The following is a 15,912-nucleotide window of genomic DNA, read 5'->3' as shown; positions in this document are numbered from 1 at the left end:
TATGAGATATATCGGAGTCAATGGCGTCCTCACGGAAGCCGCAAAAGCCGTGATTCACGTAAGTGATCACGGCTTTTTATACGGAATGGGCTTGTTTGAGACATTCCGCACCTATAACGGGGTTCCCTTCCTGCTGGATCGGCATCTACGTCGACTGGAGGAAGGCTGCCGAATGCTCGGCATTCCTTTTCAACCGGATAAGGAGCAGCTTACGAAACACATCCAGCATCTGATGGTGGCAAATGGGCTGGATGAAGCCTATATCCGCTACACCGTATCAGCCGGTGAAGAGGCACTGGGCTTGCCATCTGGTGACTACACGCGGCCCAACCATATTTTGTTCGCCAAGCCGCTGCCCTCTACAAATACACAAACCTGGCAATCCTCTGCGCTTCAGTTGCTACGAACCCCCAGAAATACTCCGGAGGGGGAGGTTCGATTAAAATCGCTCCATTATATGAATAATATTCTTGCGAAGCGGGAACTTCAGCAGTATGCCGAGGCTGTCCATTATAAGGCTGAAGGAATAATGCTTACAGCCAACGGTTTTCTGGCAGAGGGAATAGTTAGCAATCTGTTTTTTGTGCGGAATAATACGCTGTATACCCCTGACTTGTCTACAGGAATTCTGCCAGGCATTACACGTGAGTTCATTTTGGAGTTGGCGGACCTGCGGGGCATTCCATGTGAGCAAGGGTTATACCACTGGGATGAGCTGAAACAGGCTGATGAAATTTTTATGACCAACTCTATACAAGAAATACGACCCGTGGATTTATTGTTGGAACCGGGAGGCGTAGCAAGTCATTTATCGGTGCCCTTGGCGCAGACCGAGTCCATAACAGCTTTGCTGTTGCATGATTATAGGCAGAAAGCAGGGATGAAGTGAATATACCAACTCTTTATGAACGCAGCTATCAAATGGGGGATGCCAAGCTTACACTCGGGCATTCCACCCAGATTATGGGCATACTTAATGTGACCCCGGATTCATTTTCGGATGGAGGATTAAATTATAATCCAGAGATTGCTGTTTTACATGCATTGAAGCTAGTGGAGGATGGAGCGAATATCATTGATATTGGTGGGGAATCTACCCGTCCGGGTCATGAACCAGTAGGTGTGGAAGAGGAGCTGGCTCGGGTCATTCCGGTCGTCCAGGCAATCCATCGTATTGCACCGCATATCCCGTTGTCTGTGGATACTTACAAAGCCGAAGTAGCCAGACAGGCGCTTGAAGCAGGCGCACACATCATTAATGATGTGTGGGGGTTTAAGGCAGACCCCGATATGGCACGAGTAGCAGCTGAATTCGATTGTCCGGTCATTTTGATGCATAATCGTCACGACCGTAACTATACCGATTTGGTTTCTGATATGCTGTCCGATTTACAAGAAAGTATCCAATTAGCACTGAAAGCAGGGGTCCGTAAGGAGCAGATCATTTTAGACCCAGGCATCGGTTTTGCCAAAGACTATGATGAAAATATTCATGCCATGACTTCTCTTGATACATTAAGTCAGCTGGGATTTCCGCTGTTGTTGGCTACGTCGCGTAAAAAATTTATCCGTACAGCACTGGATTTGCCAGTGGATGATGTAGTGGAGGGAACTGCGGCTACCGTGGCCTTTGGGATTGCCCAAGGGTGCCAGATTGTGCGTGTACACGATGTGGCACAAATCAAGCGCACTGTACGTATGTGTGATGCGATGGTGTACGGGTCTAAAAATCCACTGAGTTATGGTGGGTAAAGCCCGCTTCACGAATCCTTTATGTGGAACTTATATAGATAAAATCAAAAAAACAGGGGGACTTACCTAAGATGGATAAAATGAAATTGCATCGCATGGAGTATTACGGATATCACGGCGTTTTTCCCGAGGAACGTAAGCTGGGACAGCGTTACTATATTGACTTGGAACTGGAGCTTGATCTGCGTGAAGCAGGGGAGCAGGACGCTTTGGACAAAACGGTTAATTATGCTGAGGTGCATTATACCGTGAAAGATATCGTAGAAAAGGAATCTTACCAATTGATTGAAGCTTTAGGCGAACGTATTGCATCTTCCCTACTGGACACTTATACTAGTGTCAATGCACTGACTGTCAAAGTGACGAAGCCGCATCCGCCGTTTGATATTCATTTTCAGGGTGTGACGGTTGAGCTTTATCGCGCAAGAAAGTAGGAACGATACATGAATGCACATTCGACCTCTGAGGCATCAGAGGCTTATATTGCTTTAGGGGCTAATTTGGGGGAGCGTGAGCATACCCTGTATGAAGCCATTACCGCACTGGACGAACATCCGGCGATACGAGTGCTGCGCTGCTCCAGTCTGTATGAAACAGAGCCTGTTGGATATCTGGATCAGCCTTCTTTTTTGAATATGACGGTAGCCGTATCGACAACACTTGCTCCAGAGGAGCTTTTGTTTTATATGCTGGACGTGGAGAGTCGTCTGGGAAGGGTAAGACATATTCCTAACGGTCCACGAACCATTGATCTGGACTTGTTGTGGATGGAAGCGGAACAACTGGCTACGACGGATTTGGAGCTTCCTCACCCTCGTATGTTGGAGCGTGCTTTTGTGCTGGTTCCCTTGGCTGACATTGTTCCGAACCAAGATTCGTCCGGTCTGTACAGTATCGTGCATACTGCATTGAATTCTGTGGATGGAAAGGACGGCATACAGCTTTGGAAAACTTGCAGCTGGCGCAACGACTCCGCGCCTTTCGGAAGCTAAAAGGGTTCACCCAGCAGGAGTTGGCAGACCGAACGGGCATATCTTTGACTGTATTAGGTGCTGTAGAGCGAGGTAACCGTGCAGTAGACCCAGACATGCTAAACATCATTGCCCAAACGCTAGAGATTGAAGTCCGGGAATTGACGGAATGAAGATAAGTATACGATATATAAAGAAGGAGTAAAGGAGGGAACGGATATGCTGAAAATCGGCGACATTGAAATGAAAAACCAAGTCGTCCTGGCACCAATGGCAGGCGTGTGCAACCCTGCTTTTCGCTTGATCGCCAAGGAATTCGGTACAGGCTTGGTATGTGCAGAAATGGTTAGTGATAAGGCCATCATTCACGGCAACAAGCGTACACGCGAGATGCTGTTTGTAGATGAGCGCGAGAAGCCGCTTAGCTTGCAAATTTTCGGGGGCGACCGCAAATCTTTGGTGGAAGCAGCGAAAGTCGTAGACCAGGAGACGAATGCAGATATTATTGACATCAATATGGGCTGCCCGGTTCCCAAAGTGACCAAATGTGATGCAGGTGCTCGTTGGCTGCTCGATCCAAACAAGATTTATGAGATGGTATCCGCAGTAGTGGAATCGGTGAGCAAGCCGGTTACCGTGAAAATGCGTATCGGTTGGGATAGCGAGCATATTTACGCTGTAGAGAACGCTCGTGCTGTTGAACGTGCCGGAGGTCAGGCCGTCAGCGTACATGGCCGTACACGTGAGCAATTGTATACGGGGCATGCGAATTGGGATATTATAAAAGAAGTTAAAGAAGCAGTATCCATTCCTGTCATTGGAAATGGTGATGTGTTAACTCCGGAAGATGCCCGCCGAATGTTGGATTTGACCAATTGTGATGGCGTTATGATTGGACGCGGCGCTCTGGGGAATCCATGGATGCTGTACCGTACGATTGAGTATTTGCAGACGGGTAAGCTGTTGCCCGATCCATCACCGGAAGAAAAAATCCGTATTGCCATTCTGCATATGGACCGTCTGGTGGCGCTGAAAGGCGAAGCAGTAGCTGTTCGTGAAATGCGCAAGCATCTGGCTTGGTACCTCAAGGGGATTAAAGGTTCTGCACGTATTAAGGATGTAATTATGGAAGAAACAAAGCGCGACGATATGGTACGTATTTTGAATCAATTTGTATCTCAATTGCACATGGTGGAAAACGAGGGGGCTTCTACAAGCGCTGCTTCTCCTGTTACTGTTGCGCAATAAGGAAGCAGTTCCGGCTTGTGCATGCGATTGACTTTTCCAATTGCTTGCCCTATAATCGTTCAGTATAAAATCTTGATGTATATTACAAATTGTATGCAGCTCTCAAGACAACAGCAGGAAATGTTCTCATTCCCTCAGAGTGGCATATTATGTTTTGAAAGCGTGCATTCCGATGCACTTTTAAACTTTTCCCATGACAGGAGAATCGGTTGAGATGAGCGATAAAGAAGTCATTCTGACACAGGAAGGCCTTAGAAAGCTCGAAGATGAGCTTGAGAACTTAAAGTCTGTCAAACGCCGCGAAGTGGCTGAACGGATTAAGGTAGCCATCGGATACGGAGATATTAGTGAAAACTCCGAATACGAGGATGCGAAGAATGAGCAGGCCTTTATTGAAGGCCGTGTAATTACTTTAGAGAAGATGCTACGTAATGCCCGTATTATCAATAGCGATGAAATTGACACCGATGTTGTGGGAGTAGGGGCAACTGTAACCGTTGAAGACTTGGAATTCGGGGATATTACAGAGTATGCTATCGTAGGTTCTGCCGAATCCGACCCGCTCCAGAACAAGATCTCCAATGAAAGCCCGGTTGGCAAGGCTATTCTCGGTAAGAAAAAAGGAACTGTTGTAGATGTAACCGTTCCAGCAGGTGTTATTCAATATAAAATCGTGGATATCAAGAAATAAAAACACGGACTTTGGAATTTAATGTAAAAGCTTCCTTGTGGAAGCTTTTTTTCTCTACACCCGAGACGGACCCCGGCCCGTCTATTCATATTGAAGGAGCTGATTTAGCACCATGTCGGATGAAACTACTAACCAGGAATTACAGGAAAATCGCGAGGAATTAAGTGAATTATTGCAAATTCGTCGTGCCAAATTGGACGAGCTTCGCTCATTGGGCATTGATCCTTTTGGACGCAAATACATACGCACGGATGAAGCGGGCGTACTACTGAGCAAGTATGACAGCTTGACCAAGGAAGAATTGGAAGAAAAAAATATTGAAGTTAGCATAGCAGGCCGCATTATGGCTAAACGAGTGATGGGGAAAGCCAGCTTTGCTCATATACAGGATCTTAGCGGACGTATTCAAATCTATGTTCGTCAAGACACTGTACCTGAAGCGAATTATAAAGCATTTGGTATTTTGGATCTCGGCGATATTGTTGGTGTTAAGGGCGTGCTCTTTAAAACCAAGACAGGCGAAACGACGATCAAAGTATTGGATATTGAAGTCTTGTCCAAATCCTTGTATCCATTGCCGGAGAAATATCATGGTTTGAAGGATGTTGAATTGCGTTATCGTCAGCGTTACGTAGATCTGATTATGAACCCAGAAGTACAAAAAACGTTCATTATGCGGTCCCGTATTATTCAATCCATGCGTCGTTATCTGGATTCGCTCGGTTATTTGGAAGTTGAAACTCCAACGTTGCATGCCATTGCTGGCGGGGCGGCGGCGAAGCCATTTATTACGCACCATAATGCATTGGACACACAGCTTTATATGCGTATTGCTATTGAACTTCATTTGAAACGACTAATTGTTGGCGGAATGGAGAAAGTATATGAGATCGGGCGTGTATACCGTAACGAAGGTGTATCGACTCGTCATAACCCTGAGTTTACGTTGATTGAGCTGTATGAGGCGTATGCTGATTATAAAGATATCATGCAATTGACGGAAAACATGATTGCACATATTGCGCAGGAAGTACTGGGCACACAGCACATTCAGTATCAAGGTCAGGAAGTCGATCTGACGCCGCAATGGCGCAGAGTTTCCATGGTGGATGCTGTTAAAGAAGTAACAGGCGTAGACTTTAGTGTGCAAATGAGTAATGAAGAAGCTCATCGCCTTGCGAAAGAGCATAAGGTTCCGGTTGAACCGCACATGACATTTGGACATATCCTGAATGCATTCTTTGAGCATTTTGTAGAGGAAACGCTCATTCAGCCGACCTTTATTACTGGACATCCGGTTGAAATCTCGCCATTGGCGAAGAAAAATGAACAGGACCCGCGTTTTACGGATCGCTTCGAGCTGTTCATGGTCGCTCGTGAGCATGCGAATGCGTTCACTGAGCTGAATGATCCAATTGACCAGCGCCAACGTTTTGAATCGCAATTGCTGGAACGTGAGCATGGCAATGATGAAGCTCATCAAATGGATGATGACTTTATCCGCGCCTTGGAATACGGTATGCCGCCAACAGGCGGGCTGGGCATCGGCATCGATCGTTTGGTTATGTTGCTGACAGATGCGCCTTCCATTCGCGATGTGCTGCTTTTCCCGCATATGCGTAACCGTACAGTAGAATAACATCACATTATGAATATAGAGGATCAGCCGGGGTTCCCGTGTCTTGTTCCTCTTTTTCATAAGAACGGATGGAGAGGAATAGTTCTGATGAAACGCAGCGTCAAGCTTAGTCGGTTCGCATCGCCTCCTTTTATATTGGTCATCGGATATGTATTGATTATTGCATTGGGTACTTTGCTGCTGATGCTTCCTATTGCCAATCATGGTGGACATGCTCCGCATTGGATTGATTCGCTTTTTACGTCCGTCTCTGCTGCTTGTGTCACAGGATTGGTCGTCGTTGACGTCGATTCGACCTATACGGTATTTGGAGAAACCGTCATTTTGGTGCTGATGCAGCTAGGTGGGCTAGGGTTTATGACCTTAGCGACCTTGTTTGCGCTGTTGATGGGACGACGGCTATCGTTGAAGGATCGGCTGCTGCTTAAGGAAGCGATTAACGCTGATAGCATGGAAGGGATCGTGCGCATTATTCGCAAGGTGCTGATCTTTTCTTTTACCATTGAAGCAATTGCGGCTGTCGTCTTAGCTTTGCGGTGGATGCGAGAGATGCCGGTCGGACAGGCGATATATTATGGGATTTTTCATTCCGTATCCCTCTTTAATAACGGGGGGTTCGATCTGTTTGGGACCAGCTTTCAACAATACGCTGGAGATTTTGTTTTCAATATGATTGCATCTGTGCTTGTGATTTCGGGAGGATTGGGTTTCCTTGTACTAAGCGACTTGTTCGATTTTCGTCGTACCCGGAGACTGACTTTACACTCTAAAATGGTGCTAAGCGTGTCGGGAGCGCTCATTGTCATTGGTGCGCTGGTTATATTTATTTTTGAGTTTACCAATGCACGAACCTTGGGTGGACTGAACTGGGAAGGCAAAGTATATGCCGCTGTCTTTCAATCCGTCTCCACGAGATCATCGGGTACAAGCACAGTCGACATCAGCGGGTTAAGGCAGGCCAGTCAATTTTTTATTATGCTGCTGATGATTATCGGTGCTTCCCCAGGCTCTACTGGAGGAGGAATTAAAACAACTACGTTTCTGCTTATGGTAGGTGCGTTAATCGCCGTCATGCGAGGACAGAAGGAGATTGTGTTTTTCCGTCATAGAGTTCCTCAGGATATCATGATGCGGGCGTTGACCATTATTGTAATGGCGCTATTTATATTCTCGATTGTGGTTATACTGCTCTTAATGACCGAGGATGCCCCATTTCTCTCTCTTGCCTTTGAGGCGGCTTCTGCCATCGGAACGGTAGGGCTGTCTGTAGGAGTGACGCCAGGATTGTCTGACGCAGGCAAGCTGATTATTTGTGTGACGATGTTTATTGGTCGAATCGGTCCTCTTACGATCGCTTATGCCATTCGCCCACGTTCGACCAAGACGTTGTACCGTCGTCCTGAAGGACATATTGTAATTGGATAGCTTATCTATATAAAAGATGCACCCGTGCTGATGACAGGGGCGCATCTTTTTTTTATTGCATATAACATAATCCTTTATTTGCAGCATATTATGAAAAATGCCCAATTTGAGAATAAGAGGAAATGGACTAAATAGCCGCAATTTTATTGTAAAAAAACGGCTATTTGTTCCCTTTTATGTAATTATAGACAAAATACTAGGAATATTATGTATAATATTGTATGATAGTGGGCATGAAGGGGGGGACTTAGGGAAATACCAATTTCAAATTTGAAAGGAATCGTCCATTATGTATTTATTTATTATTAGTGCTGAGGTTTTATTTTGGGTTTTTGTTGTTGCAGGGTTAGTCGCAAGGTATATGTTTGGGTTGAAGAAATTAGGGGGCCTTCTTTTACTCTTTACCCCAATTATTGATATCCTGTTGCTGATTGCGGTGTTCATCACGGTGAGAAGTGGCATGGAGATTACGACTGCTACTGGCCTGGCAGCCTGTTATTTTGGTATTACAGTGGCATTTGGTCATAGGTTAATTAAGTGGGCCGATGTACGATTCTCTCATTGGTTTGGTAAAGGACCCAAGCCTGAACGCAAGTATGGTGCTGCTCATGCAAAAGAGGAGCGTATAGGTTGGTTGCTTCACCTGTTGGGGTGGGCTATAGGCAACGCTTTGTTGCTCGCCATCATTGTATATGTAGGTGATCCGCAGCGTACGGCGGCACTGGAGGGCATCATGCAAACATGGGCGATCGTTCTGGCAATCGACTTTGTTGTCTCCTTCAGCTATACCTTAGCTCCTAAAAAACATAAACATAAGGCTTAGCCAAGAGGAATAGAGCCGCAAGCTTGAAACGAATCAGGCTGGTCACTCAGGATGTTCAAATCGGGAGAGTCATTGATGGTGAAATGAAGTGGTTACTTTCGATAATGGGATGAGTCTATCGTCGGAATGGAAATATTTATAAGAGTATGATATTTTTATATTAAAATCGCTTTGACAGTCATCTTATCGTTGCCTCACCACTTTTTTCACACGCATGGACTCCTTTCGATTTGAACACAGACCAACAGAAACCACATTCACAATTTTTAAAATATTCTTGCCATCTGCCTAAAACGGCGCCTATATAAGTTTGGCAACTGACGAGATAATATTCCAGGAAAGATTATATATGTCTATATATGTAGACAAACGCAATTAAGTTGTTATTATGTTTAAAAATGTAAAAAGGAAAGGTGGTTTCTGTGGCAGTACTACTGAGTGGAAAGAACATTTTGATTATGGGTGTGGCTAATAACAGGAGTATTGCCTGGGGGACAGCCCAATCTTTAGCTGCGGAAGGAGCAAATCTCATTTTTACTTACGAAAATGAGAGGGTTGCAGAACGGGTGCTAAAGCTCGCTGAAACCATTCCGGGTTCCATTGTCTGTCCTTGCAATGTACAGAGCGATGAAGAATTGGATGCACTGGCGGACTTTCTCAAGGAGAAGGTAGGCGTCTTACACGGATATTTCCACAGTGTTGCGTTTGCTAAGGCTGAGGATTTGGAAGGCTCGTTCGTCGATACTTCTCGCGAGGGATTCGCGGTTGCTCAAGAAATCAGTGCCTATTCTCTGGCTGCTGTATCCCGCCGCGTATACCCGCTGATGACGGAGGGTGGAAGTATCGTCACCATGACGTATATCGGCGCAGAACGAGCCATCAAGAATTACAACATTATGGGTGTAGCAAAGGCCTCACTAGAAGCCAGCATGCGCTATCTGTCGAATGATCTGGGTACTTACGGCATTCGTGTAAATGCGATTTCGGCTGGTCCTATACGTACTTTGGCCGCCTATGGCATTAAAGATTTTAACACAATGCTAAAGCATATTGAAGAAACTACGCCCCTACGCAAGACGGTCGATACGTCTGAAGTCGGAGATACGGCGTTATTCCTATTTTCCCATTTATCGAGAGGCATTACGGGTGAAGTTATCCATGTAGATGCTGGATACCATATTACGGGGATGTAAGGAGGGAACGTTGTGCTTATTACGCATACGGATTGCCGTATTATCTCACCTGAAGGAATTATGAGCAGGAAACGTCTGGAGCGGGATGTGACGATCTTCTCACGGATGTTGGCTCTCAGAGGAATTCCTAAAGACGGTAGAGTGATTCTGAAAGCGGCCAATTCCTATTGGTTTGTTGTTTCTCTGTTTTCCCTGTGTCATCTCGCAGTTTCGGTAACTGTGGTGGACGAGCAGACGGTAATTGATGAGGTGGCCCAAATCTATGATGAGGCGGGTGCCTGTTGCATTCTGACGGATTCCGATTTAGAAGTTCCTCATGCTCTCGTTATTCTGATTCAAGATCTCATTCAAGAAGAAGCAGTACACCCGCATTGGGTGGGAGAGCCAAAGCCCGAAGCCCTCGACTTTAACAAGTGGTGCGAGAGACCGGATGCGCTCATTCTGTATTCTTCAGGTACGACGGGAAAACCCAAGGGAATCGTGAAAGCTGGTTCAGCTTTTATGGAGAATATCAGACATTCCATACACGCTATGAACTACATACCGTCTGACCATATGCTCCCCGTAGTGCCTTTCTCTCATTTTTATGGAATTTCACTTATCTTCTCCTGGTGGTTAACCTCATGTTCTCTCATCATCTGCAATCCAAAAAACCTCTGGAGCGTCATTGCAAGTATTACGAAAGACCGGGCGACGGTCGTAGACGCTAACCCCTCTGCTTTTTACACCTTGTTGCGTATGCTAAGCCGAAAACCCGAACAACTGGAATTGATCAAGCAATCCCCAGTCCGCATGTGGTGCGTAGGCGGCTCTCCACTTACTCAAGACCTCGAAGAGAAATTTAACAACATATTTGGACAGCCCCTGCTGAATGGTTATGGCCTTTCTGAACTGGGCAACGTCACGCTGGGGACGCTGGAGTGTCCGAAGGGGTGTGGCAAACCATTACCTGGTGTGGATTTGAAAATACTTGATTCTACTGGCAACCATCAGGTGGACGGTATCGTAGGCGAAGTGTGGATACGAAGTGCCGGGTGCATGGAAGGTTATCTGAATCGTCCCGACCTGACACAATCTGTTCTCCAGGATGGCTGGTTCAAGACGGGAGATTTAGGCTATCTGGATGACGGAATGCTGTATGTTATTGGTCGCAGTGGTAAGACAGTCAACCGGATGGGCTACATGGTCTCCCCAGTCTATATCGAAGACCGGATTGGTTCACTAGGTTACCGATCCTGTGTGATTACTTTGGAGGATGAGGCAAAAGGTACTTTGCTTGTTGCATTCATCGAAAGTGAATCCTCACAGGTCTTACCTGTGCTCCGCAAAGAGATGAATCGGGTACTCCCTTCTTACATGTTTCCCGATCTTTTGCTTCCGCTCGACCATTTTCCTTTAAATCGCAATGGAAAAGTAGATCGTCTGGAGATGGAGCGCACTGCTCTAGAGAAAGCTGCTTCTCGCAAAGCATAACAAGATATTTACCAAAATCGCATATAGGAAAGGGAGAATGTGCCATGAGTATAAATCCAGAACTGGCAGAAAACACGCTGTTTTTGAAAAGGCATGAATCTATTCTGAAATGCCTCAATTATTTGATTGAAAATCGGCAAGAAGTGATGGATATTCTCACACAATTTTCATCCTATCGGGCCGCCAATGCAGAAATTGACTCCACGATCCTCACACTTCAAGGTGCATTGCAAGAAGTGCAGACCCATCAGCCAAGCTGGCAACGATCTATGGCTGTATTCATGCCCTCCAACGTCATTTTGTACTCCTATGCATTATACCTCTTGATTCCATCCCTGTACGTTGAAAATATAGACTTTCGTCCTTCTTCTCACGTAAACGAGTATGTCGATATGTTGCATGAAAAGCTGCAAGCAGTACACCAATTACCTATCTATATTCGCAAAGTTAGCCAGAAGGTGTTCATGGAGAATTCCGTGATGCCAGCTGATATTGTGGTGTTCACCGGGAGCTATACCAATGCGGAGAAGATCAAAAAACAGATTCGCAAGGATCAGCTCTACATTTTTTATGGACAAGGGATCAATCCTTTCATCATTGGACCAGATGCCGATCTGGAGCTGGCGGTTACCGATGTGATTCGCATGAGATTGTTCAACTCTGGACAGGACTGCCTGGGGCCCGACATCATCCTGGTACATCAAGAGGTGAGCGAGCCATTTAAAAACTTGCTGATTCAACGGATTGACGAACTCGTATTTGGGGCCAACAATGATCCGAACGCGAACTACTCCCCTATATTCTATAAAGACACGCTATATTCGGTTTCTGAATATTTTAATACGAACGATAAGTTTATTATTTACGGCGGCGGCATTGATTTCCGTACGAAAAAAATGGAGCCAACGGTTGTATATAGCGAATTGGATCAGAACTTGGAGATTATTGAGTATTTTTCGCCAGTGTTCAATGTAGTTAGCTACCAAGACGACGAGCAATTGATCAAGCGCATTTCCTCCAGTTATTTCAGCGAACGGGCAATGGGTTGCAGCTTATACGGGTCAGAGCATCTGGCAGACGTTCTACGAAAGAAGCACACATTGACCATTAATCAAACCCTTGAGGATGTGGATCAAGGCAATAAGCCTTTTGGTGGCTATGGCACGATGTCGAACTATATTTTTTACGATTATAAGCTCGTTTCGAAGCCGATCTTGATCTCGGAAATTGTCGCAGAATATTTGTCAGAAAAGAGGAGTTTGGTATGACCGCGAGCATATCCCCCTGGGATGCCATCATTGGCTACTTACAATCGGCTGGGGCCCAGCACCTCTTTGGATTACCAAGTGACGATCTCAATATTGTAGCGTCACTCCCCTCATCCGGTATGGATTTTATTTTGTGCAAAGATCAGCGTAATGCTGTGTTTATGGCTGCAGGCTATGCGCTCACAACTAACCAGATGTCCGTATGTGTTGTGGGAAAAGGTCCTGCGCTCAGCAATACACTTACGGGGCTACTGGAAGCCAAGAACCTGGGTGCCCCGCTCCTGCTCTTGGCGCTCGGCACCGGAGGAGACAAGCTGGGTACCCGATCCTTTCAGGAAGCCGATCAAATCTCACTCGTGAAGCCGCTCGTCAAATGGGCTTATCGTGTTGAGCATGTGGATCGGCTTGTATGGGCGATGGAGCGGGCTGCCTTTTTGGCTATCAATGGAGCACCAGGTCCTGTCTATATAGAATTACCCGAAAACCTGATGGACCAGTCTGTGCCAACAGGGATTCAGTTTGCCCCGCCAGAAAAGCTCTCGTGCTCTCCGTCTGTTAGGGAACTGGATGCGGCATGGAACATCATTGAGAATGCCCGTAGACCACTCGTTCTAGTCGGAGGCGGAATGAAGTCAGGGACAAGCGATGTGATTGAGCGGTTCGCTAACCAACATGGAGCGGCTGTGTTCGCAACTGCCTCGGGACGAGGTGTAGTGAATGAAGACCATGAACTTTTCTGTGGTGTTGCCGGTCTTTATACCGATCTTAGTCTGAGACAAATCTGGCAGGAATCCGATGTGGTCATTACGCTTGGCAGTCGATTGGAAGAAACGGCTACGTTCGAGTGGGATATTTTGCTACAGGATACGCCTTTAATTCAAGTCAATGTAGAGCTGGAGGATTTTGCGCACGAATTCAGAGGCATCAAGGTGCTTGGCGATGGATATGCGGCAGTGGAGCAATGGCTAGAACGGCGCGGACAGGAGCCCGATGGAGCGTGGCTTGAAACGATCAGAGGATGTAAACAAAAGGCTTTTTCAGAGAGGACTAATTATTTGGAAGGGTTGAAAAAGGCCCCCGGCATCCACGTTCCAGAACTGTTGGACATGATTCAGACGGAGTTTCCTGAAGACCTAGTGCTTCTACAAGAGAACGGATTGCAGGATATGTGGTCCTACTTTTATCCATATTTCCGTTTTACCACAGGCTCACTTTCCATTGTCCCCAGTGACCAAACGAGTCTTGGATTCGGTGCGGCCGCTGCTCTGGGGGCAAGTGTGGCGACAGAACGCCCGGTAGTAGCGCTTGTAGGTGACGGTGCATTCAATCTATTTTGTTCAGATTTTATGACGGCGGTACAGTATCAAATACCAGTAATTTATCTTGTACTTAATAATGGCGGCTACGGTTGGCTGCAAAACCAGATGAATTATAAGCATATCTCAGGACAAGCCTTCCCATTTGTTTCGGAGGCGGTCAAGACAGGAATCCAAATTCCCCAGTATGAATTTGTCGAAAGTCTGGCAATCCGCAGCAAGGGAGAGGCTCGGGAGCAGCTTCAGCTTGCTTGGCAAAAGTACAAGGAGAACAAGCTTGTGGTCGTCGAGGTGTTTGCTGATCTTGCAGATGTGCATGAGAAAATTAGTCATGTATATGGCGACTTTCCTCTCTACGAGCAACAGGCTTCCAAGAATTAATTTCAGCGAAGGACGTGGGTATGGTGAGAAGACGTGTTGTAGTGACAGGACAGGGAGTCGTAACGCCGATCGGGCTTCATCTTACAGATTTCTGGAATTCACTGCTGGAAGGAAAGAGTGGAATCGGACCTGTCACTGTTTTCGATACAGCAAATATACCAACAAAAATTGGTGCACAAGTTACGGGCTTTGACCCGTTGGAGTATATGAGCAAAAAGGAAGCCCAAAAGGTTGCACAGTTCACTCAATTCGCTTTGGCGGCTGCCCGTCAGGCAGTCGAGCAATCGAGGTTAGTCATAGACGAACGAAATGCAGGTCGTGTGGGTGTTATCGTCGGCTCTGGAGCAGGCGGCCTCGATGTCATAGAGGAGAACTACAGAAAATTAACGGAGCTTGGTCCTAAAAGGGTCTCTCCTTATTTTGTTTCCTCGATGATGATTAATTCCGCGCCTGGCGAAATTTCTATTGCCATTGGTGCTAAGGGACCTTCGTTTGCTGTGGTCACTGCTTGTGCCACAGGAAGCAATGCCATCGGTGAAGCATTACGTACGATCCAATACGGCACAGCTGATGTCGTAGTGGCTGGAGGAGCAGAGGCCAACTTTAGTCAGCTTGATTTGGCTTCTTTTGCGAATATTCACGCTCTTTCCAGACGTAATGAAGAGCCACAGAAAGCCAGTCGCCCGTTTGATACGGATCGCGACGGTTTTGTCATCGGTGGTGGGGCAGGGGTTCTAGTGCTGGAGGAGTTGGAACATGCCTTGAACCGGGGCGCCACCATTTTGGCCGAAGTAGCGGGTTATGGATGCACAACGGACGCATATCATATCACGGCTCCAGATCCCTCGGGCTCCGGCCCGGCAGAAGCGATCAATATAGCGCTGCAAGATGGGGGCTTAACACCGCAGGAGATTGACTATGTCAATGCCCACGGTACGAGTACGCCATTTAATGATCGCATGGAGATTAATGCTATTCAAAAAGTATTTGGAGAGCATGCACCCCGGTTGGCAATATCGTCTATTAAATCCATGACAGGCCATTTAATGGGCGGTGCTGGGGCAGTCGAATTAATTGCAACGGTACAGAGCATGATCCACAGCAAAGTACCACCGACACTCAATTGTGACAATCCCGAAGCCCCTGAACTGAATTTTGTACCGCATGTATATCAGGAACGTGAAGTCCGTGCGGCGATTAGTAATTCTTTTGGTTTTGGAGGACACAACGTCTGTCTTGCCGTTCGTAAGTGGGAGGGGGTATAAGCCTGTGAGCGAAGAGCTAGTCCATATTCAGGATGTGCTTCCGCACAGGTACCCATTTCTTCTGCTCGATGGCGTGACCGGGTACGAAACGTCGCAATGGGCGAAGGGGTACAAGCTTGTTACCTCAAGCGAATGGTTTATTACAGAAGCTAATCCATACATGCCTCCTATGCTGATCGTGGAGTCGCTTGCACAATTAGCGGCATTCGCTGCGATTGACAAAAGAGGTATTTCATACCTAACCAACCTCAATGGCGTTCGCTTTCATAGCCTTGCGAAGCCTGGGGACCGAATAGATCTCTATTTTGAAGTGGTCAAGCGTCGGCGTGGTTATATTCTCGGAAGTGGCCGGGCTACCGTAGGCGAACGATTGGTGGCTGAGGCGGAAGAAATTGTTTCACTTGATCAATGACGGGGTGGAAGCGCGCGTTAAACTGTCTTTTTGTCCTCCTGACTGCCAAGTGCAG

General features: G+C 46.6%; 16 protein-coding genes. All 16 read left to right on the top strand.

Going from position 1 to position 15,912, the window contains the following annotated elements; genetic code table 11:
* Nucleotide 1 precedes the first annotated feature (1 nt).
* The 16 genes from C400_RS0111270 (at nucleotide 2) to C400_RS0111200 (ending at nucleotide 15,857) form a co-directional block, all read left to right on the top strand.
* On the top strand, nucleotides 2-889 hold the full coding sequence (locus C400_RS0111270; protein WP_017427048.1) for an aminotransferase class IV: 888 nt from the start codon (nucleotides 2-4) through the stop codon (nucleotides 887-889).
* A complete protein-coding gene (folP, locus tag C400_RS0111265) occupies nucleotides 886-1,752 on the top strand; it encodes a dihydropteroate synthase (protein WP_017427047.1) in 867 nt (288 codons plus the stop codon). Before C400_RS0111270 ends, folP begins: the two co-directional genes overlap by 4 nt.
* A gap of 71 nt (nucleotides 1,753-1,823) precedes the next feature.
* The gene (folB, locus tag C400_RS0111260; RefSeq protein WP_013368705.1) at nucleotides 1,824-2,186 is read left to right on the top strand and encodes a dihydroneopterin aldolase; all 363 of its coding nucleotides are present in this window, start codon (nucleotides 1,824-1,826) and stop codon (nucleotides 2,184-2,186) included.
* 9 nt (nucleotides 2,187-2,195) lie between these two features.
* Nucleotides 2,196-2,744 carry a 2-amino-4-hydroxy-6-hydroxymethyldihydropteridine diphosphokinase gene (gene folK, locus C400_RS0111255; protein WP_017427046.1) on the top strand — a complete coding sequence of 183 codons (549 nt, stop codon included), beginning with the start codon at nucleotides 2,196-2,198 and terminating at the stop codon, nucleotides 2,742-2,744.
* Complete coding sequence (locus tag C400_RS26805; RefSeq protein ID WP_080561116.1) at nucleotides 2,696-2,896, top strand: helix-turn-helix domain-containing protein; 201 nt, start codon at nucleotides 2,696-2,698, stop codon at nucleotides 2,894-2,896. Before folK ends, C400_RS26805 begins: the two co-directional genes overlap by 49 nt.
* Nucleotides 2,897-2,942: 46 nt before the next feature.
* Nucleotides 2,943-3,971: a tRNA dihydrouridine synthase DusB gene (gene dusB / locus C400_RS0111250; protein WP_017427045.1), complete on the top strand. Its 1,029-nt coding sequence runs from the start codon at nucleotides 2,943-2,945 to the stop codon at nucleotides 3,969-3,971.
* Nucleotides 3,972-4,185: 214 nt separating this feature from the next.
* A complete protein-coding gene (greA, locus tag C400_RS0111245) occupies nucleotides 4,186-4,662 on the top strand; it encodes a transcription elongation factor GreA (RefSeq protein WP_013308160.1) in 477 nt (158 codons plus the stop codon).
* A gap of 112 nt (nucleotides 4,663-4,774) precedes the next feature.
* A complete protein-coding gene (lysS, locus tag C400_RS0111240) occupies nucleotides 4,775-6,301 on the top strand; it encodes a lysine--tRNA ligase (RefSeq protein ID WP_016818894.1) in 1,527 nt (508 codons plus the stop codon).
* 87 nt (nucleotides 6,302-6,388) lie between these two features.
* On the top strand, nucleotides 6,389-7,726 hold the full coding sequence (locus C400_RS0111235; RefSeq protein ID WP_017427044.1) for a TrkH family potassium uptake protein: 1,338 nt from the start codon (nucleotides 6,389-6,391) through the stop codon (nucleotides 7,724-7,726).
* A 289-nt stretch (nucleotides 7,727-8,015) separates the two neighbouring features.
* Nucleotides 8,016-8,549, top strand: coding sequence for a hypothetical protein (locus C400_RS0111230; protein ID WP_016818892.1), 534 nt, complete (start codon nucleotides 8,016-8,018; stop codon nucleotides 8,547-8,549).
* Nucleotides 8,550-8,971: 422 nt separating this feature from the next.
* Entirely contained in the window at nucleotides 8,972-9,742 is a 771-nt protein-coding gene (fabI, locus tag C400_RS0111225) for an enoyl-ACP reductase FabI (protein WP_017427043.1), read from the top strand.
* Between the two features lie 12 nt (nucleotides 9,743-9,754).
* The gene (locus C400_RS0111220) at nucleotides 9,755-11,215 is read left to right on the top strand and encodes a class I adenylate-forming enzyme family protein (RefSeq protein ID WP_017427042.1); all 1,461 of its coding nucleotides are present in this window, start codon (nucleotides 9,755-9,757) and stop codon (nucleotides 11,213-11,215) included.
* A 44-nt stretch (nucleotides 11,216-11,259) separates the two neighbouring features.
* A complete protein-coding gene (locus C400_RS0111215; RefSeq protein WP_016818889.1) occupies nucleotides 11,260-12,483 on the top strand; it encodes an aldehyde dehydrogenase family protein in 1,224 nt (407 codons plus the stop codon).
* A complete protein-coding gene (locus tag C400_RS0111210) occupies nucleotides 12,480-14,180 on the top strand; it encodes a thiamine pyrophosphate-binding protein (protein WP_017427041.1) in 1,701 nt (566 codons plus the stop codon). The genes C400_RS0111215 and C400_RS0111210 overlap by 4 nt, the downstream gene beginning before the upstream one ends.
* A 20-nt stretch (nucleotides 14,181-14,200) precedes the next feature.
* Nucleotides 14,201-15,445, top strand: a complete 1,245-nt coding sequence (gene fabF / locus C400_RS0111205; RefSeq protein WP_016818887.1) for a beta-ketoacyl-ACP synthase II — start codon at nucleotides 14,201-14,203, stop codon at nucleotides 15,443-15,445.
* A 4-nt stretch (nucleotides 15,446-15,449) separates the two neighbouring features.
* Nucleotides 15,450-15,857: a 3-hydroxyacyl-ACP dehydratase FabZ family protein gene (locus C400_RS0111200; protein ID WP_017427040.1), complete on the top strand. Its 408-nt coding sequence runs from the start codon at nucleotides 15,450-15,452 to the stop codon at nucleotides 15,855-15,857.
* Nucleotides 15,858-15,912 lie beyond the last annotated feature (55 nt).

It is taken from the genome of Paenibacillus sp. ICGEB2008, assembly GCF_000307675.1.
GTDB classification, from domain to species: domain Bacteria; phylum Bacillota; class Bacilli; order Paenibacillales; family Paenibacillaceae; genus Paenibacillus; species Paenibacillus polymyxa.
The sequence above is the reverse complement of the archived record's forward strand: the minus strand, read 5'-3'. Positions and strand labels throughout refer to the sequence as shown.